Origin of the sequence: Chryseobacterium sp. JM1, from assembly GCF_000737715.1 — a bacterium.
In the GTDB taxonomy this organism is placed as follows: Bacteria; Bacteroidota; Bacteroidia; order Flavobacteriales; family Weeksellaceae; genus Chryseobacterium.
The window spans coordinates 104,720-122,517 of sequence record NZ_JPRN01000005.1; the positions used below are offsets into that span (position 1 = coordinate 104,720).

The following is a 17,798-nucleotide window of genomic DNA, read 5'->3' on the forward strand; positions in this document are numbered from 1 at the left end:
GATATTAAAAGTGAAAAGATTTAAAAATTAAAGAATTTCAGTGCGTACACTTTCATCATTCAATTTTTAAATCTTTGTATATGTTTTCTTAATCTTCTTTGAAAACTTCAATAGTTACCTGCTTTTCTACAAGGTCTGTAAATCTGCCTTTATATCGTGTAGCTCTTACCAGGTGGTTGTCTATCCAGTGATAGTTGCCTCCTCTTGGTTTTCCGCAGAGTACGCTGTGGTATTTGAAGCCGTGCTTGTCCAGCCAGTCGATGGTGATTTGTTTCAGGTTTTCTGTTCTTGATGTAAAGAAACAGATCTGGTGTCCTTCGTCATACCATTTATTCACTGTTTCAAGTGCATCCGGGTAAGGTTCGCAGGTAACCATTCTTTCCGGTTCTTCATTCGGAACGTCATCTGTAATGGTACCGTCTATGTCTATTAAATAATTTTTTACCCCGTCCTTAAGAATAGGACTTAAATGCTCTTTGTATTCTAATTCCATCAGTAATTATTAAGATGCAAAGTTAAGCCTTTTCTAAGTAAGTGAAACATTAAACTTAGTTTAAGTTAAAAATTTACTACTAAAACTAGTATTTAATGTATAATATAAATAATTTATTCACATTTTCATCCGTTATGGTTAAAAATTTTCTCATTTATAATTTCATTTTCACAATTAGTAAGAAATTAAATCCGACCTGTTATCTTTATAAACCTTAAACACATTTTCTTTATGAAAAGAATCTTATCTCTGCTCTTCTGTTTTACAGGTTGGTTTGCTCTTACCATCCAGTATTATTTAATGCTTGAAACCAGCAAATTGCCATTCGGAGAAACTACAATCAGGTTTTTCAGTTATTTTACCATCCTTACGAATTTGCTCGCAGCACTTTATTTTACGTATCAGTCCTTGAGAAGCAACCTTTCAAAACCGGAAAATTCAGGTATTTTAAGCGCTCTTACAGTTTACATCCTTATCGTAGGTCTCATTTACCAGATCCTTTTACGTCAGACATGGAATCCTACAGGAATGCAGCGCGTCGCAGATGAACTTCTTCACAGCATCATCCCGATTCTGGTTCTAATCTATTGGTATCTGTATGAAAATAAGAAAGCTTTAACCTATCGCATGATCCCAAAGTGGGCAGTGTATCCGGTTATCTATTTTGTATACATTCTGGTTCGTGGCGCGTTTTCTGGATTTTATCCCTATCCTTTCATTGATGTTACTCAATTAGGATTAATGAAAGTTGTGATGAACGCTTTTTGGATTGTCCTGCTTTTTGCAGGGCTGTCTGCACTTTTGATCCGTATCGGTACATTATTAAAGAGTGATGAGTTTTAAAATGATGAGTGATGAGTTTAGGGGATAAAGGTTTGAAAGTATATGAATATGAAAAGCAGTTTTTAGTTAATATTTACTCATCCATAACATGAAACCGACACTCCGTAAAACTCAGGTTATTTCATTTTCATGACCTCTATCATTCGTTTCAGCCCTATGATGTTGCACTAAAAATTTTCAAAATACATTTATAAGGCTTACATTTGTAGAAATGGAAGAATTTGTAGTTTTAGTAAATCCTGAAGATGAAGTTTTGGGTCTTATGGAAAAGCAGCAGGCTCACATCAACGGTCTTCTGCACCGTGCTTTTTCCGTCTTTTTGTTCAACAGCAAAGGAGAGATGCTTCTTCAGAAAAGAGCGTCCGGAAAATACCATTCTCCCAACCAATGGACCAATGCAGTATGTTCTCATCCAAGAGAAGGCGAAACATATCTGGAAGGAGCCAAACGCAGAATAAAAGAGGAACTTGGAATTGAAGCTGAGCTTTCGGAAAAGTTTAATTTTATCTATAAAGCAGATGTAGGAGGTGGTCTTTGGGAACATGAACTCGACCACGTATTTGTAGGAACACATGAAACGGATTTCAATTTAAACCCTGAAGAAGTGGAAGAAGTAAGATTCATTTCCACAGAAAATCTGGACAAAGAAATCGCTGAAAATCCCGGCCATTTTACGGAGTGGTTTAAAATTATCCTTGAAGAATATAAACACCATTTTTAACTGATGAAAAAAATACTGCTCGTATCCGCTTTTTTATCGGCAAGTTTGTTTTTTGCCCAGAAAGCAAAAGTGTATGACAGTCCCGGCTACTCTATCAATGTTCCGGAAGGCTGGCGATCTACCAATGACAGCGATATTGTGAATATTTTCCCATCCAATGAAGTTGGAGCGATTACCATTTCAGAATATCACGGACTTGAACTTCCCAAAGCAGACATGAAAAAATTTATTCTGGCACTTTATAAATCTGAAGAGCCGGAAAGCAAAATAAAGGAAAACAAAGGCAGAAAAGGCTATACAGAATATTTTTACGAGTATTTTGATGAAAAGGAGAAACTGTTCTGGATCACCAGGGCATTTCAGAAGGACAAAGATCTGTATCTTGTTTCCATCAACTGTGGCCAGAAGTTCTGGAACGGAAATTATATGAACCTATTCAACGAAACTTTCAACAGCTTTAAAATAAAGAAATAAAAATTAAATATGAAGAAAACAGCCTTATACGATAAACACGTTTCTTTGGGCGCTAAAATCGTACCTTTTGCAGGTTTTGAAATGCCTGTACAGTATTCTGGTGTAACAGACGAGCATTTTGCAGTAAGAGAAAAAGCAGGATTGTTCGATGTTTCGCACATGGGACAGTTTTTTATTGAAGGACCGGGATCTAAAGACCTTTTACAGTTTGTGACGACCAATAATGTAGATGCTCTTGAAAACGGTAAAGCTCAATATTCTTGCCTTCCTAACGAAAACGGAGGAATCGTGGACGACCTTATTGTTTACAAAATGGAAGACGACAAATATTTTGTAGTAGTAAACGCGTCAAATATTGAAAAAGACTGGAATCATATCTCAAAATATAACACATTCGGTGCTCAGATGACCAATGCTTCTGACGAGATGTCATTATTGGCGGTTCAGGGACCAAGAGCTACTGAGATCCTTCAGAAGCTTACAGATACCAATCTTTCTGAAATTCCTTACTATCATTTTGCCGTAGGAAGCGTTGCCGGTGTAAACAATGTGATCATTTCGAACACAGGTTATACAGGAAGTGGTGGATTCGAGATCTACTTCAACAACGAAAATGCTGTTGAGCTTTGGGATGCGATCATCAATGCAGGTGAAGCGGAAGGAATTGTTCCTGCAGGACTTGCTGCAAGAGATACTTTAAGATTGGAAAAAGGTTTCTGTCTTTACGGAAATGATATTGATGATACGACTTCTCCTATTGAAGCAGGATTGGGATGGATCACTAAATTCGATAAAGATTTTGTTTCTAAGGAAACTTTCGCAAAACAGAAAGAAGAAGGTGTTACGAGAAAGCTTGTAGGTTTTGAACTTCAGGATAAAGGAGTTCCAAGACATGATTATCCGGTAGTGGATGCAGAAGGAAATGTAATTGGAAAAGTAACTTCAGGAACACAGTCTCCAATGAAAAAGGTAGGTTTGGGTCTTGCTTATGTAGACAAACCTCATTTCAAACTGGGTTCTGAAATTTTTATTCAGGTAAGAAATAAGAACATTCCTGCAAAAGTAGTGAAAGCTCCTTTCGTATAATTGTTCAAAAAAATATTCAAAAAAAGGCTGTAATTCATTTTACAGCCTTTTTTTGTGATTAATAGCAGATACAGCAAACCTTTCTGTCCGGACTGCAGGCATCGCCGACTCCCGGAGTGTTGGAAATAACGCCGCCGCCAGGTCCGCAAAGAGTAAAGCAGTTAACAATCGGTGGTCTAACACCTCCGATAATCTCTTTTAATGCTGATCTTGTAAGATTCTTTGTTTTTAAAAAGTTTTTTGTCATGGTCATATTTTTTGGTGATAATAAATATAAGTCTTTAATAATTAATCATTTAAAAAAAGCTAATAAATATTAATTCCTGTTATTTTAAAATTATCCTGATTAAATAATCATAAAGTATAATTAAAGCTGAGTTAATAGACTTGTTCTTCCAATTATCTTTTTTTGCAGGGAAAAATAATTGATGGAAAATAATAACTCAATCAACAGACGAAAATTTCTTAAACATTCATTATTGGCTGCGGGAGGAATCCTGATAGCTCCTTTAATTGAAAGTTGTACCAATGATGATTTTACCGACATCGGAAATGCTCCGGATAATCTGAAAAATGCAGGATTTGAAACCGGAGTAGCCAGTTTTGATCCCTCAGAAACAGGAGTCATTATCTGGACAAGGTATTCCACAGGTATTAATGCCGAAATTATCTGGGAAGTAAGCAGAAACAGTAGCTTTTCCGATATAGTGAGGAAAGGACAGGTGAATGTAACTTCAGTGAATGATTTCACAGTTGCAGTGGACGTTCAGAACATTCCTTCTCATACAAAATACTATTACAGGTTTTACAATATTAAGACCAAAGAAAGCAGCATCACAGGAGAAACGCTCACTCTACCATCAAAAACAGATTCTGTAAACGAAGTGAAAATGGCCGTGGTTTCCTGTTCCAATTTTCCTGCAGGGCTTTTCAATGTATATGGAGCAATAGCCCAATCTGACGCCGATGTAGTGGTTCATCTTGGAGATTACATCTATGAATACGCTCCTGGACAGTATGGAACCAATCCTTACACCAATCCGCTGGGAAGAGCTCATCAACCGGCGAAGGAAATCCTTACCCTCGCCGATTACCGTGAAAGATACAGACAATACAGAGGAGACAAGAATCTTATGCTTCTTCATCAAAAGAAACCTTTTATCTGCGTTTGGGATGATCATGAATTCGCCAACGACACTTATAAATCCGGAGCAGAGAATCATCAGCCTAATGAAGGAAGTTTTGAGGTCAGAAAAATGGCAGCATTTCAGGCTTACAGCGAATACATTCCTTTAAAAACGGGCAAGGATATGAGAATCTACAGAACCTTTAACTTCGGAAACATCGTGTCTCTTTATATGATGGATACAAGAGTAATTGCAAGAGATAAGCAGCTTGACTACTCAGATTATCTGGATGCCGCAGGAAACTTTGATCAGGCAAGGTTTAAAACTGATTTCTTAAGCCCCGGCAGAAGGCTGATCGGTAGTGAGCAGATGCAGTGGCTGGGTTCTCAGATCAATGCAGATACCGCAAAATGGAAAGTATTGGGACAGCAGATTTTAATGACCAAAATGATGGTGCCTGCTGAAATGCTGATGGTGTTAAATAAAATCCTCGCAGAAATAAAACAATACGGAAGTGCACAGCCTGCAACAATGCTGCTGCTTAAAAACACCATTACCCAGCTTATTGTTCTTAAAATGAGACATCTACAGCACGATCCTACACTTACCCCGCAGGAAATAGCAAGAGTCACCACAACATTACCTTACAATCTGGATGCATGGGATGGGTATTTCATGGAGAGAGAGCAGCTCTACTCTATTCTGGCAGGAAAAAAAGTAGTAGTCCTTGCAGGAGACACCCACAATGCCTGGCTGGGGAAACTGACAGATGCACAGGGAAATTTCATCGGAACAGAACTGGCTTGCAGCTCCGTATCTTCTCCCGGACTGGAAGGTTATCTTGGAATAACTTCCGATCCTACACAGGCTATAGAACTGGCTCAGGCGTTTTCGATACTTATAGATGATCTGGAATATGCCAATCTCTATAAAAGAGGATATCTGCAGGTGAAATTTACTTCCGCAAGCTCACTGGCAGAATGGAAGTTTGTAGACAATGTGGTTTCAGAAACTTATACAGTAACGACCGAAAAAACATACACCATCACATAATAATAAGGCTTTAATTTTCAATTTCTATAACACAAAGAGCTACTGAATTTATCTGTAGCTCTTTTATTTGATTCATTTTCTGTTGATGGGATTTAGAATCTTATGTCAACAGGCTTAGTTTAATTTTTTAGTCTTCCACTCCAAAGAATTCTCTCAGAGCTTCTACATTCTTCTTATCATTTCCTACAAATATTTCATTATCCGTAATAAAAACCGGGCGTTTCAAAAAAGTGTAGTGATCCAGAAGCAAGTCTTTGAAATCCTTTTCTTCAAGAGATTTTGCGTCCAGGCCTCTTAGTTTAATCTGTGTAGATTTTTTGCTGAACAGGGCTTCGTATGATTTTGTTTTTTTATACATCGCTGCCAGTTCTTCTTTGGTGATGGGTTCTTTTTTGATCTCGCGAAGTTCCCAGTCTGCAAGGTCAAACTGTGCAAGAATTTTTCTGCAGGTATCACATGTATTAAGGTGGAATACTTTCTTCATTGTTATTTTTTAAAGCTGTTATAGGTTAAATTTCCTTCTTCATTGAAGTTTCGTCTTTCAAAAGTAGGATTTAATCTAAAATTCTGGAAATTATTAAATAACTTTATTAAAATTTTATAAAGATGCAGAACAAGCCCATCACTTTTCAGTTTATTTCGGAGCCTTCAGATGTGAATTATGGAGGAAATGTACATGGAGGAAGCGTCATGAAATGGATCGATCAGGCAGGTTATGCATGTGCCACGACATGGAGTGGAAATTATTCGGTAACCGTTTATGTCGGGGGAATCCGTTTCTATGAGCCCATCAAAATCGGGGAAGTGGTAAAAGTAGATGCACAGGTGATTTATACCGGAAAATCGAGTATGCATATTGCGATCAACGTTTTCTCAAGAAACCTGAAGCAGCCTACTTTTGTTAAAAAGACCCATTGTATCATTGTTTTTGTGGCAGTAGATGAAAACGGAAAAAAACTCCCTGTCCCTGCATGGATTCCTGAAACGGAAGAAGAAAAACAACAGGAAAAATATGCTAAACGCCTGATGGATCTCAGAACGCAGATTGAGGATGAAATGAAACCGTTCTTATAAATAACTTGAGTTCGGGATAAGGCATTTCCGTTTTTATGATTAAGAAAGGAAGTCAGAAGCTCGAAGAGGGAAGTTATTGAAATCCAAAGGTTGAAATAGAGTGTGTTTTTATTAATCTTTTTAAAACTATTTCAATACATTTAAAAGAAATTGTTAAATACTTACTGTCCAACAGTAACTTCCATCCTCCAGCTTCCATCTTCCAACCTCTTAATCTTAATTTCTTATCCCGAACTCAGGTTAAATAGAAACTCTTTTGAATTTTCCATCACTTCAAAGAGTTTTAAAATTCACAAAGAATAATTATATTTGCATAATAAAGGAAATGGTGCTCTTCCTTACCCAACCGCTTTACAGAAGCTGATGACGCCTGATTAAGAGATTATTAACCAATAACTGATCAGGATTATTATGTCAAAAAAACAACGGACACTTCATAGAAAAGCAATTTTTCATACCCAATTATTTTTTAGAAAATACCCTGCCCTGCCTTATATTTCAAAATGGCTGTGCATCAGTATTCTGATTGGTGGATTAGTAGGAACAGCTTCTGCGGAATTTTTACAGTCTCTGGAATGGGCAACCCAATTCAGAGAAAGTCATATCTGGCTCATTGCCCTGCTTCCTGTTGCCGGTTTTCTTATTGGCCTTTTATACCATTATTACGGAAAAGATGTAGAAGCAGGAAACAATCTGCTCATTGACAATATTCATGATCCGAAAGAAATTATTCCGTTTAAAATGGCTCCATTTGTGTACCTGGGAACCATTGTTACGCATTTTTTCGGAGGATCAGCCGGGCGTGAAGGAACGGCGTTACAGATGGCGGGAGCTATTGCAGACCAGCTCAGCAAACCCTTTAAACTTGATAAGAATGAAAGGAAAATTCTGCTTATCGCTGCCATTGCCGCGGGTTTTGGATCAATTTTCGGAACACCGTTGGCCGGAGCCGTTTTTGCACTGGAAGTTTTCCTGATCGGAAGAATACGGTATAATGCTATCTTCCCGGCTTTTGCTTCAGCTATTCTCGCAGACTTGACCACCAATCTCTGGAATGTCAAACATACCCATTACCATATAGACCTTATTCCCAAACTGGAATTTCTGCCCATTTTATATAGTATTCTCGCCGGAATTGCTTTTGGAATCTGTGCTGCAGGATTCAGCAGAATGATTCACCGGACTGGATCTGTCTTTAAATCTAAGATTAAATATCCTCCGTTTCGTCCTGTAGTCGGTGGGATTATTGTTGCTTTTGCAGTTTTTGCTATGGGAACCACAAGATATATCGGACTGGGAATCCCTGTCATTCTGGAATCTTTTAAACAACAGCTTCCACTCTACGATTTTGCTTTAAAAATGGTTTTTACCATCATTACTCTTTCTGCAGGGTTTAAAGGGGGCGAAGTCACACCTTTATTTTTCATCGGAGCTACTCTTGGGAGTGCATTATCCCTGTTTATTCCATTACCGTTCGGACTGCTTGCAGGAATGGGCTTTGTAGCCGTGTTTGCCGGAGCTACCAATACTCCATTGGCGTGTATGCTGATGGGGATTGAGCTGTTCGGGGCAGAATCAGGTGTTTATATCGCTATTGCCTGCGTTGTTTCCTACTTGCTTTCCGGCCACAACAGCATTTATACAAAACAAAAGATCGGTGAAACGAAAAACCGAAGGTATGAAAGTGATGGAGGGAAGTCTTTTTCAGATTTGTAAGGAAGTTTGAGTTGGAGAGTTGGTTGCTGGTTGGTTGCTAGTTGCTAGTTGCTGGTTGATAGTAATTAAGATAATGAATCATTGTCTGACATCTAGAATTTTGGTTCTTGACTCTTGAATCTTGCTTTTTTCTTCCTAAAACTCAATACAACTCAAACTCTAAAACTCTCAAACCCTCAAACTCTCCAACTCTCAAACTCCCCAACCCGTATAATTTCACTAAATTTGTTACCATAAGCTCCATCCATGTTTGACTACAGATTAAAAGTTTTCCATACCGCTGCCTCAAGACTGAGTTTTACGAAAGCTGCTGAGGAACTTCACATTTCCCAACCTGCTGTAACCAAACATATTAAAGAAATTGAAAGTCAGCTTGGTACAAAACTGTTTGACCGTAAAGGAACTTCTGTACATCTTACCCAGAGTGGAAAAATTCTATATGAATATGCAGAAAAGATCCGGAATCTCTACCGTGATCTGGAATTTGAGATCAGTCAGGTGAATGAACAGCATAAAGGAAAGCTGATTATCGGAGCCAGTACCAGCGTTGCACAATATGTTTTGCCTGAACTCCTGGCTAAATTCAATACGTATTACAAAGAAATTAAGATCGAACTGATCGCCCACAATACCGAAATTATTTCCGAACTTTTAAAAGAAGGGAAAATAGACCTCGGAATTATTGAAGGAGAATCTCAATCATCTTTCTTTGACTATAAAATTTTTAAAGCTGATGAGATTGTTCTTACCGCAAAAGCTAATCATCCATTAGCTCAGAAAACGTTAAACCTAAAAGATCTATACGACTTAAACTTGATCTTCCGTGAGCAGGGCTCCGGTACTCAGGAATTCATCCAAAACCGTTTAAAGGAAAAAGGAATCAATATCGAAGAGCTCAACACGGTTATGCAGCTGGGAAGCAGTGAAAGCATCAAAAACTATCTTTTACATTCGGACTGTATGGCCTTTTTGTCGATCAGTACCATTTTAAACGAATTAAAAAACAATACGCTGACCATCATAGATATCAGGAATTTCAGTATTGAAAGAAATTTTCACTTTATTCTTCCGAAAGGGGAACAGTCGGAGATGATTAGACTATTTTTGAGATTTGTGAGAAGTTAAATGTTAGATGATAGGTTGCAGGTAGCAGGGATTAGGGATAGTGACGCAGTTTGAAACTATGGTCTTTTGATCTGATTTTAGACGGAATAGATGTCAATGGTGAATTTGCTTCGCAAGTGAATGGTGAATTTTTGGGACAGATATTAGAGACGTCAGATTTCAAACAACAGACACAGACAACAGATGTAAAATAAGGCATCGTTATAAACCAGCAACGTTATTTTCAACCAGCAACTAGCAACTGACAACCCTATTCCCAACTCATTTACTCTACAAACACTCGGACTCTCAAACTCTCCCACTCTCAAACCCTCAAACCCTCCTACCCTCAAACTTTCCCACCTCACAATCCATAACCAAAAGTTATTCATCATAATAAAATACGATTTACTTTGTAATACTATATTTCGGAATTTTGGAGTCTGATTTCAAAACTTATCTTATGAAAGAGCTCATCCAAAATGAAATGATCCGAAAAACTTTTTTTATTGTACTCGGTGTTGTATGTCTTACCCCGCTGGTTTCTTCTCCGATAGCCCTGGCTTTAGGTTTTGGTTTAGCTGTTCTCATTGGTAATCCGTTCGAAAAGCATTTGCACAGATACATTCATTTGTTGCTTCAGATCTCTATTGTAGGACTGGGTTTTGGGCTCAAACTGAATGAAGCGCTTCAGGCGGGGAAGACAGGATTCTTTTTAACGGTTGTCAGTATTTTCACGGTGATGGTTCTCGGCTATATTCTTGGAAGAGTATTTAAGCTTGAGAAAAAACTTTCTTACCTGATCTCTGCCGGAACTGCGATCTGTGGCGGAAGTGCTATCGCAGCTGTTTCTCCTATCATCAAGCCGGGTACAAAGGAAATTTCTTTAGGTCTTGCTATTATTTTCACCTTGAATTCTGTAGCGCTGTTTATTTATCCGGCTATCGGGCATATGCTGCATCTTTCTCAGGAACAGTTTGGGCTTTGGTGTGCGGTGGGAATCCATGATACCAGTTCTGTGGTTGGAGCGGCCGGAAAGTATGGAAATGAAGCTTTAAAAATAGCCACTACGGTGAAACTGGCCCGTGCCTTATGGATTATCCCGGTTTCTGTGATCACGATGTTTATTTTTAAAAACAAAGAGTCGAAAATTAAAATACCGTGGTTTATCGGGTGGTTTATCCTTGCTATTCTTCTGAATACTTATTTTCCTGTTTTTGATGGCTTGAGCAACTCTGTCACCGCAGTAGCTAAATCAGGACTGAATCTTACTTTATTCTTTATCGGGTCTACTCTTTCGATCCGGACTTTAAAAACGATAGGAATCAAGCCGCTGGCTGTGGCTGTTATTTTATGGATTACCATAAGTGTGGGGAGTTTGGTTTACATTACCAACTAATCTATTTTATTTTTAACCACAGATTACACAAATTTTCACAGATGATTGCGTTTTTCCAGCTGTAGAATTTTTATTATTAATGAAAATTTATATCCCATGTGATTAAAAATCTGTGTTCCTCTGTGAAAATCTGTGGTAAAAAACAATAATGTAAAGAGATTTAAACACTAAGACAGATTTTCAAAGATGTTTATGGATATTATTAAGCGTGAAAAACCTTGTTATTTTTTTGAGAGAAATCAATTAAAAATTCAGACTCGAAGCTTTTGCTAAAAATTAATTTGTTTTTAATCAATTTTCATCTAAACTTTAAAATGACAAAAACCTTTTGGAAGGTCCCAAAAGGCTTTTGCGTATTAAATGTGGAAATGTTTTAGTTTTCTTACTGATATACAGTCTTAAATTGCAGACTCGCCACAGTTGTACCCTTGCGTACAAGCGATATGCTGTACGCAATACCAAGGTCCGGTTACAGAGCCTGAGCAACTGCATCCGCAAAGTGATAAATCCGGTTTTCCGCTGATTCCTCCGATAATGTTCTTTAGATCTGCTTTTCTTAATTTCTTAGCGTTTTTCATAGTGTTACATGATTTGGTTTGAGATTAAACAATATAGTTTTGTTACCTTTCAAAGTTAAACAAATATTAATTATTCGCAACATAATTTAAATAAAATTTTAATAATACGTTGATTTCATTATGTTTATTACGATATAATTGCAATTCCCAATCTGAACATTTCTTAAACAACATTAATTATTCGGTAAATTCAAGGTCTTTATTATGCGTTTCGGAAATCGTGAGTGCCGAATAAAAGGCCAGCCCAAAGACCACCAATCCAACCACTGCCGCACTGATGATCACCGTGAAATTATTTTTAAGCAGATCAAACGCCAGAATCATTACAGGTACCAGACCTCTTACCATATTGGGAACGGTGGTGGTCGCTGTATTTCTGATATTAGTCCCGAACTGTTCGGCAGCAAGGGTCACAAACATCGCCCAATATCCGGTTCCTAAGCCCAGCCAGACACAGAACATATAATATTTTGTTTCCGTATTGGTATTCCCAAACAGCATAATCGCTACACCCACTATTGTGAACAGCAGCATATAAAAAATAGCCATCTTCCGGGATTTCAAAGCATGGGAAATAAACCCACTCATCAGATCACCGACAGAAATGCCTATATAAGCCCACATAATGGCCTTTCCGGGATTCAGATCCTTAATGCCTAATTCAGGAGCAAACTGATTGGCTAAAACAGCAAGAATCCCTATGCAATACCAGGTGGGCAATCCTACGGCAATACATTTGAGATATCTGGTCAGCCGGTCTTTATTGGTAAAGAAGGAGAGAAAATTGCCTTTTGAGACGCTTTTATGCACTATGTTTTTATAAATCCCGGATTCCGAAACACTGATTCTCAGCAACAACAGCATAATTCCCATAATTCCTCCGATGATGTAGGAAATATTCCAACCTCCGGCCAATTCTACGGTAAGCTGAGCCACAACAGCACCCATCAGTCCAAATCCGGCTACCACGGAAGTTCCGATGGCTCTTAAATTCTTCGGGAGACTTTCAGAAACAAGGGTAATTCCTGCTCCAAGCTCTCCGGCGAGTCCTATTCCCGCGATAAACCTTAAACCCGCGTATTGGTACACGAGATGCTCTTTCGGAAAGTAAGGAAGAAATCCACAGGCGATATTAGCCAGAGAATACACCAGAATAGAACCGAAAAGTACGGAGAGTCGTCCTTTTTTGTCTCCAAAAATTCCCCAGAACACACCACCGATAAGGAGTCCTACCATCTGACAGTTGAGAATAAAGGTTCCGTCAGTGTCGGGATTCAGGCCTAAAGCTTTTAAACTTGGAATTCTTACGATACCGAATAAAAGCAGGTCATAGATGTCTACGAAATAGCCCAGAGCGGAAATGATAACGGGGATTGAAAAGATGTACTTCAGTTTTGAAGACAAAGACAGTTCTTGCATTTTTAAGTTTTGATAAAAATAAAAAACCTTTCAATTTCTTGAAAGGTTTTTATAAAATATCTTTTTCTGTTATTATCTTGCAATATTCACAGCTCTTGTTTCTCTGATTACCGTTACTTTTACCTGTCCCGGATACGTCAGTTCATTCTGGATTTTTTCAGATATATCGTAAGAAAGCTGGTTGGCTACTTCATCATTCACTTTTCCGCTTTCTACCATTACTCTCAGTTCTCTACCTGCCTGGATCGCATAAGCGCTTGATACGCCATCGAAACTTAAGGCTGCAGATTCAAGATCTTTCAGTCTCTGGATGTAAGATTCAAGGACCTGTCTTCTTGCTCCCGGTCTTGCTCCTGAGATGGCATCAGCTACCTGGATGATCGGTGATAATAATGACTTCATTTCAATTTCGTCGTGGTGAGCTCCGATTGCGTTAACAACTTCTGCATTTTCACCATACTTTTCAGCCCACTGCATTCCCAGTAAAGCGTGAGGAAGTTCAGATTCCTGCTCAGGAACTTTACCGATATCGTGTAAAAGACCTGCTCTTTTCGCTAATTTTACGTTCAATCCTAATTCTGCAGCCATCGTTGCAGCAATGTTTGCTACTTCTCTTGAGTGCTGCAGTAAGTTTTGTCCGTAAGAAGAACGGTATTTCATTCTACCTACAATCTTGATCAGTTCCGGGTGTAATCCGTGGATTCCTAAATCAATGATCGTTCTTTTTCCTACTTCAATGATCTCTTCTTCGATCTGTTTTTTTGTTTTTTCTACTACTTCTTCGATTCTTGCCGGGTGGATTCTTCCGTCCGTCACCAATCTGTGTAGGGATAATCTTGCGATTTCTCTTCTTACCGGATCAAAACATGAAAGAAGAATAGCTTCAGGAGTATCATCTACGATAATCTCCACGCCCGTCATTGCTTCCAAAGCACGGATATTTCTACCTTCTCTACCGATGATTCTACCTTTTACCTCGTCAGATTCAATGTTGAAAACAGATACTGAGTTTTCAATAGCCTGTTCTGTCCCAATTCTCTGAATCGTCTGAACAACGATTTTTCTGGCTTCGTTCTTAGCATTCAGCTGTGCTTCCTCCATAATGCTCTGAACGTGTGCCTGAGCTCTTGTTTTAGCCTCTGCCTTCATGGTTTCTACCAATTCTGCTTTAGCTTCTTCAGCAGTATAATTAGCGATTTTTTCCAAAATCTCCACTTTTTTCGTGGTTGCTACATCAAGTTCCTGCTGCTTTCTATCTAAGATCTCATTTTTCTTAGCATAATCTGCAATCTGTCTGTCCAGGTCTTTTTCAAGTTTTCCGGTCTTGCTAAGCTCGTCATTCAGCTTGTGTTCCTTGTCTTTGGTTCTTTTTTCTACCTCCTGCATTTTTTTCTCACGGGATTGGATATCCGCATCATGCTGAGATTTCAGCTCCAAAAACTTTTCTTTGGCCTGTAGGTTCTTTTCTTTCTTTATGGATTCAGCTTGAACATTTGCTTTTTCTATAAGGTTTTCGGCATTTTTCTTTGCATCATCTACAATAAATTTTGCCTTGGTATTCAGCGAGCTCTTAGAGAAAAGAATCCCTATCACTGCGCCAATAACTAAGCAAATAACGCCGACTATAATGGCTGTTGTCATAATATATATTGAGTTTTAATTGTCTTACACTTATCTAAATAAAAAAAACCTACAACAATTCAGGGATTGAGAGTAAACTCCTAATCAACACGATTTGAACTGATTTCCTCTGTCTGTAATCCGGGAGACCCGGCACGCCATTCAGCGGACATTTGCTCGGTAATTGTTTAGCGTTGAGTTTACCTTAAATGTGTTAGAATTATTGTAGGCAGTCTGACGGGAAAAGAATTCTATTTCCCGATTTCATTCAACGACTGATTAATCTGCACTAATCTTTCGTTGGTAGAATTTATATTTTTTTCGTAGTTCAGAGAAACGACTTCCGCGTTGGTTCCCAGTTTAAGGGCACACATCGCCAAAGCATCCTGTTTGTCTCTGACATCGAAGTTCTGTTCAAAATCTTTAATCATATTTTCGATCTGCTTTCCTACCTTGCGCAGAGTTTCCTCCTCTGCGGCCGGCACGTTCAGCGGATATACCCTTCCTGCAATGTTGATGGTTATTCTTCTTACCTCCATTATAATCCACTGTTTTGAAGCTGCGCAATACAGAAATCAATTTCTTTTACCAATCTGTTGATATGGTTTTTCATTAATCTGTTGTGTTCAGGATTCCCTGATATTGCTGAATAAAGTTTTATATTTTTTTGTTCTTCTGCTAATACCTGATTTCTTCTTCTCTCCTCATCATATTTCGTTTTCAGTTCTTCATGCTCCACAGTTAAGTCGGATAATCTTTCAGTAAGACTTTTATAATTCTTTTGTAAAAGGAAAATCTTTCTCTCTAATTCTGAAAAATTGTTTTCTAAATCTTGAAGCATTTCAGGTTTTGTATATTCTAACTAGCAACAAAAATAAAAAAATAATAACAGTAACAAAAATAAATGTCTCTATATTTTGATTTGCTACGAAAAAAGGAGATGCAGATGCACCTCCTTTTGTATTTTTTATGTCTGTTTTCTTATTCGAATTTCAATACAAACATCACTGCTCTTGTCTGAAGCGTTGACATTGCTGTCGCCCAGTATGGAGGTGTAGTCTCATTATCAGCCACTTTCTCGTTGTTCATGAAGAATGTTCCTCTGATCGCCGGCGTTAGTTTGAATTTATTGAAGTAAAACTGAATTCCCATTTCAGCAGACCATGCAAAATTATGCGTAGTCGATCTGAAAACCTGCTGCATGTTGTCATCCACAGAATCAGAATTAGACTGAAGATTCACGATATAGTTCACTCCTCCTGCGATATACGGTCTTGAATTGTACCATCTGTTACCGTGAAGTTCCAATAATACAGGGATGTCTACCAAAGTAGATTTAATCTCTCTTACTTTATCTTTCTCAGTTAAAGCGATCGGGAAAAAAGGTGGATTAGTCAATGTACCGGCAGCATACTGGTCATTGGACTGGGTATTAAAAATCAACTGCCTTTGAGCAAATTGCAAGCCTGGCTCCAATCTTAGGTCCAGATTATCATTCAGTCTCCACTTGGCGATCAAACCGGCCCCGAAACTGTAGCTTTCTCTGGATTTAACAAGATTCTGATTACCTTCCGCACCATATCTTGGATGAAGGACGATACGGTAGTCTAGCCTGTTGCCGTTCAAATAAAAACCCCAACTGAATTTCTGCTCGTCAAAGTCTTCCAACTTATCCATTCTGTTTCGGGTTCTGAATTGCGCATCTGCAAAAACAGCAATATTAACTGAGGCTAAAACCAGTGCTCTTAATAGAAATTTATTCATAGGTTACTTTGTTGCTTTATAAATTGTGGCTATACCTAAACTTAGCTTTTTATATTCTACTTTCTTAAATCCTGTATCTAAAAGAATTTGCTTCATCTTCTCCCCGAAAGGAAAAGCATTTACAGAATCCGGAAGGTATGTATACGCCCTATTATCTTTGGATACCAGTCTGCCGATGGCAGGTAATATGTTTTTGAAATAAAACATATAAAATGGACCTAAGAACCCCTCAACCTTTGAAAACTCCAGTATATAAACACTCTTGTTATCTTTAACTACTCTTCTTAATTCTGCCAAACCTTTGGTAAGGTTTTCAAAATTCCTTACTCCAAATGCAACGGAAACAGCATCGAATCTATTGTCCTCGAAAGGTAAATTTTCTGCATCTCCTTTTTGCATGGAAATTTTGCCGTCTAATTTAAGTTTTTTTATTTTAATAACGCCAACATTCAGCATTTGTTGTGATAAATCTAAACCAATTACTTTTGCATCGGTTCCTTTTTCAATCGTGATTGCTAAATCTCCCGTTCCTGTAGCCACATCCAGCACTTCCTGCGGGTTGTCTTTTTTCATCATTTTCACCAATGTATTTCTCCATAAAACATCAATTTTCATAGATAAAACATGATTCAGAAGGTCGTACTTCGGTGCAATATTGTCGAACATATCCTCTACCTGACTTTTTTTAGTAGCCTCAGAATTGTAGGGAGTAACTTTGGTAATATCTTTTGTCAAAACTTAAAACTTGTAATATTCTTTGTAATAATTTAGGAAATCCTGCTTTCTGAAAATCTTTGATCTCGATTCCACCTGCTGAATGTTTTTGATTACTTTATCGTAATCCTCATCCACATTGTAATAAAAATCTTCAGTATAAAGCTTGTTGAAGCGTCTCGCTCCTCCGAAATAATCTTTTCCGTCTATTGTGATTTTGTCCAGGGCCAAAAGTAATGAATCTTTTTTAAGATTGTACCCATAATATTGATCATTAATATAATAATCCTGATGTGCGATGTTAATCAGCCCACGAATCTTATTTACTTCAAATGCAGAATCATAGAGCATTTTCTTATTCTGGTCGAAAACCTTGATGGAATTTTTCCCCTTTTTGATATCCACGTGAACATACTGTCCCGCTGAAATTATTCCCTCAGAACCATTATTGATTTTAAAATAATAGGTATTGGGAGTAGGGTTGTCTACTACAAAATAATTTTTCTTGGCTAAAAAAAAGAAGTAGACCCCAAAGGCAACGATAAACACCACAGCTGCAATAAGTAAGCCTTTTAAGGACGAGTTGTTTTTCATACGATTGTAAAGTACAATT

The 17,798-nt window shown here is 38.0% G+C and carries 20 protein-coding genes and 1 riboswitch; of the genes, 9 read left to right on the forward strand and 11 right to left on the reverse strand.

Annotated elements, in window-relative coordinates; translation table 11 throughout:
* Positions 1-88: 88 nt before the first annotated feature.
* Positions 89-493 (reverse strand): phosphoheptose isomerase, encoded by a 405-nt coding sequence (locus IW22_RS10280; RefSeq protein ID WP_034726304.1) that lies wholly within the window; start codon positions 491-493, stop codon positions 89-91.
* Positions 494-724: 231 nt separating this feature from the next.
* Between IW22_RS10280 and IW22_RS10285 the strand changes: the two genes are divergently transcribed.
* From IW22_RS10285 to gcvT, 4 genes are all read left to right on the forward strand, one after another.
* Positions 725-1,336, forward strand: coding sequence for a Pr6Pr family membrane protein (locus IW22_RS10285; RefSeq protein ID WP_034726306.1), 612 nt, complete (start codon positions 725-727; stop codon positions 1,334-1,336).
* 211 nt (positions 1,337-1,547) lie between these two features.
* Entirely contained in the window at positions 1,548-2,057 is a 510-nt protein-coding gene (gene idi / locus IW22_RS10290; protein ID WP_034726307.1) for an isopentenyl-diphosphate Delta-isomerase, read from the forward strand.
* Between the two features lie 3 nt (positions 2,058-2,060).
* Entirely contained in the window at positions 2,061-2,531 is a 471-nt protein-coding gene (locus IW22_RS10295; RefSeq protein WP_228384027.1) for a hypothetical protein, read from the forward strand.
* 9 nt (positions 2,532-2,540) lie between these two features.
* On the forward strand, positions 2,541-3,617 hold the full coding sequence (gcvT, locus tag IW22_RS10300) for a glycine cleavage system aminomethyltransferase GcvT (RefSeq protein ID WP_034726310.1): 1,077 nt from the start codon (positions 2,541-2,543) through the stop codon (positions 3,615-3,617).
* Between the two features lie 58 nt (positions 3,618-3,675).
* On the opposite strand, the gene IW22_RS10305 is transcribed toward gcvT, so the two are convergent.
* Positions 3,676-3,864, reverse strand: a complete 189-nt coding sequence (locus IW22_RS10305) for a hypothetical protein (protein ID WP_131401720.1) — start codon at positions 3,862-3,864, stop codon at positions 3,676-3,678.
* A 181-nt stretch (positions 3,865-4,045) separates the two neighbouring features.
* Here IW22_RS10305 and IW22_RS10310 point away from each other — a divergent pair, with 181 nt between their 5' ends.
* Positions 4,046-5,797 carry an alkaline phosphatase D family protein gene (locus tag IW22_RS10310; protein ID WP_034726315.1) on the forward strand — a complete coding sequence of 584 codons (1,752 nt, stop codon included), beginning with the start codon at positions 4,046-4,048 and terminating at the stop codon, positions 5,795-5,797.
* Between the two features lie 127 nt (positions 5,798-5,924).
* Here IW22_RS10310 and IW22_RS10315 read toward each other — a convergent pair whose 3' ends face one another.
* Positions 5,925-6,281, reverse strand: coding sequence for an arsenate reductase family protein (locus IW22_RS10315; RefSeq protein WP_034726316.1), 357 nt, complete (start codon positions 6,279-6,281; stop codon positions 5,925-5,927).
* A gap of 122 nt (positions 6,282-6,403) precedes the next feature.
* On the opposite strand from IW22_RS10315, the gene IW22_RS10320 reads away from it, so the two are divergent.
* From IW22_RS10320 to IW22_RS10335, 4 genes are all read left to right on the forward strand, one after another.
* Positions 6,404-6,871 (forward strand): acyl-CoA thioesterase, encoded by a 468-nt coding sequence (locus IW22_RS10320; protein ID WP_034726317.1) that lies wholly within the window; start codon positions 6,404-6,406, stop codon positions 6,869-6,871.
* 312 nt (positions 6,872-7,183) lie between these two features.
* A riboswitch (Fluoride riboswitch) is annotated at positions 7,184-7,251 on the forward strand.
* Between the two features lie 31 nt (positions 7,252-7,282).
* Positions 7,283-8,587, forward strand: coding sequence for a voltage-gated chloride channel family protein (locus IW22_RS10325; protein WP_185113578.1), 1,305 nt, complete (start codon positions 7,283-7,285; stop codon positions 8,585-8,587).
* 246 nt (positions 8,588-8,833) lie between these two features.
* Complete coding sequence (locus IW22_RS10330; protein WP_034726318.1) at positions 8,834-9,712, forward strand: LysR family transcriptional regulator; 879 nt, start codon at positions 8,834-8,836, stop codon at positions 9,710-9,712.
* Positions 9,713-10,154: 442 nt separating this feature from the next.
* Positions 10,155-11,090 carry a YeiH family protein gene (locus IW22_RS10335; RefSeq protein WP_034726770.1) on the forward strand — a complete coding sequence of 312 codons (936 nt, stop codon included), beginning with the start codon at positions 10,155-10,157 and terminating at the stop codon, positions 11,088-11,090.
* A gap of 398 nt (positions 11,091-11,488) precedes the next feature.
* Here IW22_RS10335 and IW22_RS24000 read toward each other — a convergent pair whose 3' ends face one another.
* The 8 genes from IW22_RS24000 to IW22_RS10370 all read right to left on the reverse strand — a co-directional run bounded on the left by IW22_RS24000 (position 11,489) and on the right by IW22_RS10370 (position 17,779).
* Positions 11,489-11,668 (reverse strand): hypothetical protein, encoded by a 180-nt coding sequence (locus IW22_RS24000; RefSeq protein WP_047448256.1) that lies wholly within the window; start codon positions 11,666-11,668, stop codon positions 11,489-11,491.
* Between the two features lie 177 nt (positions 11,669-11,845).
* The gene (locus tag IW22_RS10340) at positions 11,846-13,087 is read right to left on the reverse strand and encodes an MFS transporter (RefSeq protein ID WP_034726320.1); all 1,242 of its coding nucleotides are present in this window, start codon (positions 13,085-13,087) and stop codon (positions 11,846-11,848) included.
* Between the two features lie 72 nt (positions 13,088-13,159).
* Positions 13,160-14,728 (reverse strand): ribonuclease Y, encoded by a 1,569-nt coding sequence (rny, locus tag IW22_RS10345; RefSeq protein ID WP_034726321.1) that lies wholly within the window; start codon positions 14,726-14,728, stop codon positions 13,160-13,162.
* A 230-nt stretch (positions 14,729-14,958) separates the two neighbouring features.
* Positions 14,959-15,246, reverse strand: coding sequence for a cell division protein ZapA (locus IW22_RS10350; RefSeq protein ID WP_034726323.1), 288 nt, complete (start codon positions 15,244-15,246; stop codon positions 14,959-14,961).
* Complete coding sequence (locus IW22_RS10355) at positions 15,246-15,548, reverse strand: hypothetical protein (protein ID WP_034726324.1); 303 nt, start codon at positions 15,546-15,548, stop codon at positions 15,246-15,248. The genes IW22_RS10350 and IW22_RS10355 overlap by 1 nt, the downstream gene beginning before the upstream one ends.
* 140 nt (positions 15,549-15,688) lie before the next feature.
* Entirely contained in the window at positions 15,689-16,471 is a 783-nt protein-coding gene (locus IW22_RS10360; RefSeq protein WP_034726326.1) for a porin family protein, read from the reverse strand.
* Positions 16,472-16,474: 3 nt separating this feature from the next.
* Positions 16,475-17,206, reverse strand: coding sequence for a bifunctional demethylmenaquinone methyltransferase/2-methoxy-6-polyprenyl-1,4-benzoquinol methylase UbiE (gene ubiE, locus IW22_RS10365; protein ID WP_034726327.1), 732 nt, complete (start codon positions 17,204-17,206; stop codon positions 16,475-16,477).
* Between the two features lie 3 nt (positions 17,207-17,209).
* Positions 17,210-17,779 carry a hypothetical protein gene (locus tag IW22_RS10370; protein WP_034726328.1) on the reverse strand — a complete coding sequence of 190 codons (570 nt, stop codon included), beginning with the start codon at positions 17,777-17,779 and terminating at the stop codon, positions 17,210-17,212.
* Between the last annotated feature and the right edge of the window lie 19 nt (positions 17,780-17,798).

Excerpts from the sequence above, each read along its gene's own strand:
- IW22_RS10325 (WP_185113578.1), top strand. The coding sequence starts at position 7,283 with ATGTCAAAAAAACAACGGACACTTCATAGAAAAGCAATTTTTCATACC.
- IW22_RS10285 (WP_034726306.1), top strand. The coding sequence starts at position 725 with ATGAAAAGAATCTTATCTCTGCTCTTCTGTTTTACAGGTTGGTTTGCT.
- IW22_RS10340 (WP_034726320.1), bottom strand. The coding sequence starts at position 13,087 with ATGCAAGAACTGTCTTTGTCTTCAAAACTGAAGTACATCTTTTCAATC.
- IW22_RS10350 (WP_034726323.1), bottom strand. The coding sequence starts at position 15,246 with ATGGAGGTAAGAAGAATAACCATCAACATTGCAGGAAGGGTATATCCG.
- IW22_RS10330 (WP_034726318.1), top strand. The coding sequence starts at position 8,834 with ATGTTTGACTACAGATTAAAAGTTTTCCATACCGCTGCCTCAAGACTG.
- IW22_RS10295 (WP_228384027.1), top strand. The coding sequence starts at position 2,061 with ATGAAAAAAATACTGCTCGTATCCGCTTTTTTATCGGCAAGTTTGTTT.
- IW22_RS10305 (WP_131401720.1), bottom strand. The coding sequence starts at position 3,864 with ATGACAAAAAACTTTTTAAAAACAAAGAATCTTACAAGATCAGCATTA.
- IW22_RS10335 (WP_034726770.1), top strand. The coding sequence starts at position 10,155 with ATGAAAGAGCTCATCCAAAATGAAATGATCCGAAAAACTTTTTTTATT.
- IW22_RS10355 (WP_034726324.1), bottom strand. The coding sequence starts at position 15,548 with ATGCTTCAAGATTTAGAAAACAATTTTTCAGAATTAGAGAGAAAGATT.
- IW22_RS10320 (WP_034726317.1), top strand. The coding sequence starts at position 6,404 with ATGCAGAACAAGCCCATCACTTTTCAGTTTATTTCGGAGCCTTCAGAT.
- IW22_RS10315 (WP_034726316.1), bottom strand. The coding sequence starts at position 6,281 with ATGAAGAAAGTATTCCACCTTAATACATGTGATACCTGCAGAAAAATT.
- IW22_RS10280 (WP_034726304.1), bottom strand. The coding sequence starts at position 493 with ATGGAATTAGAATACAAAGAGCATTTAAGTCCTATTCTTAAGGACGGG.
- IW22_RS24000 (WP_047448256.1), bottom strand. The coding sequence starts at position 11,668 with ATGAAAAACGCTAAGAAATTAAGAAAAGCAGATCTAAAGAACATTATC.
- gcvT (WP_034726310.1), top strand. The coding sequence starts at position 2,541 with ATGAAGAAAACAGCCTTATACGATAAACACGTTTCTTTGGGCGCTAAA.
- IW22_RS10370 (WP_034726328.1), bottom strand. The coding sequence starts at position 17,779 with ATGAAAAACAACTCGTCCTTAAAAGGCTTACTTATTGCAGCTGTGGTG.
- IW22_RS10310 (WP_034726315.1), top strand. The coding sequence starts at position 4,046 with ATGGAAAATAATAACTCAATCAACAGACGAAAATTTCTTAAACATTCA.
- rny (WP_034726321.1), bottom strand. The coding sequence starts at position 14,728 with ATGACAACAGCCATTATAGTCGGCGTTATTTGCTTAGTTATTGGCGCA.
- IW22_RS10360 (WP_034726326.1), bottom strand. The coding sequence starts at position 16,471 with ATGAATAAATTTCTATTAAGAGCACTGGTTTTAGCCTCAGTTAATATT.
- idi (WP_034726307.1), top strand. The coding sequence starts at position 1,548 with ATGGAAGAATTTGTAGTTTTAGTAAATCCTGAAGATGAAGTTTTGGGT.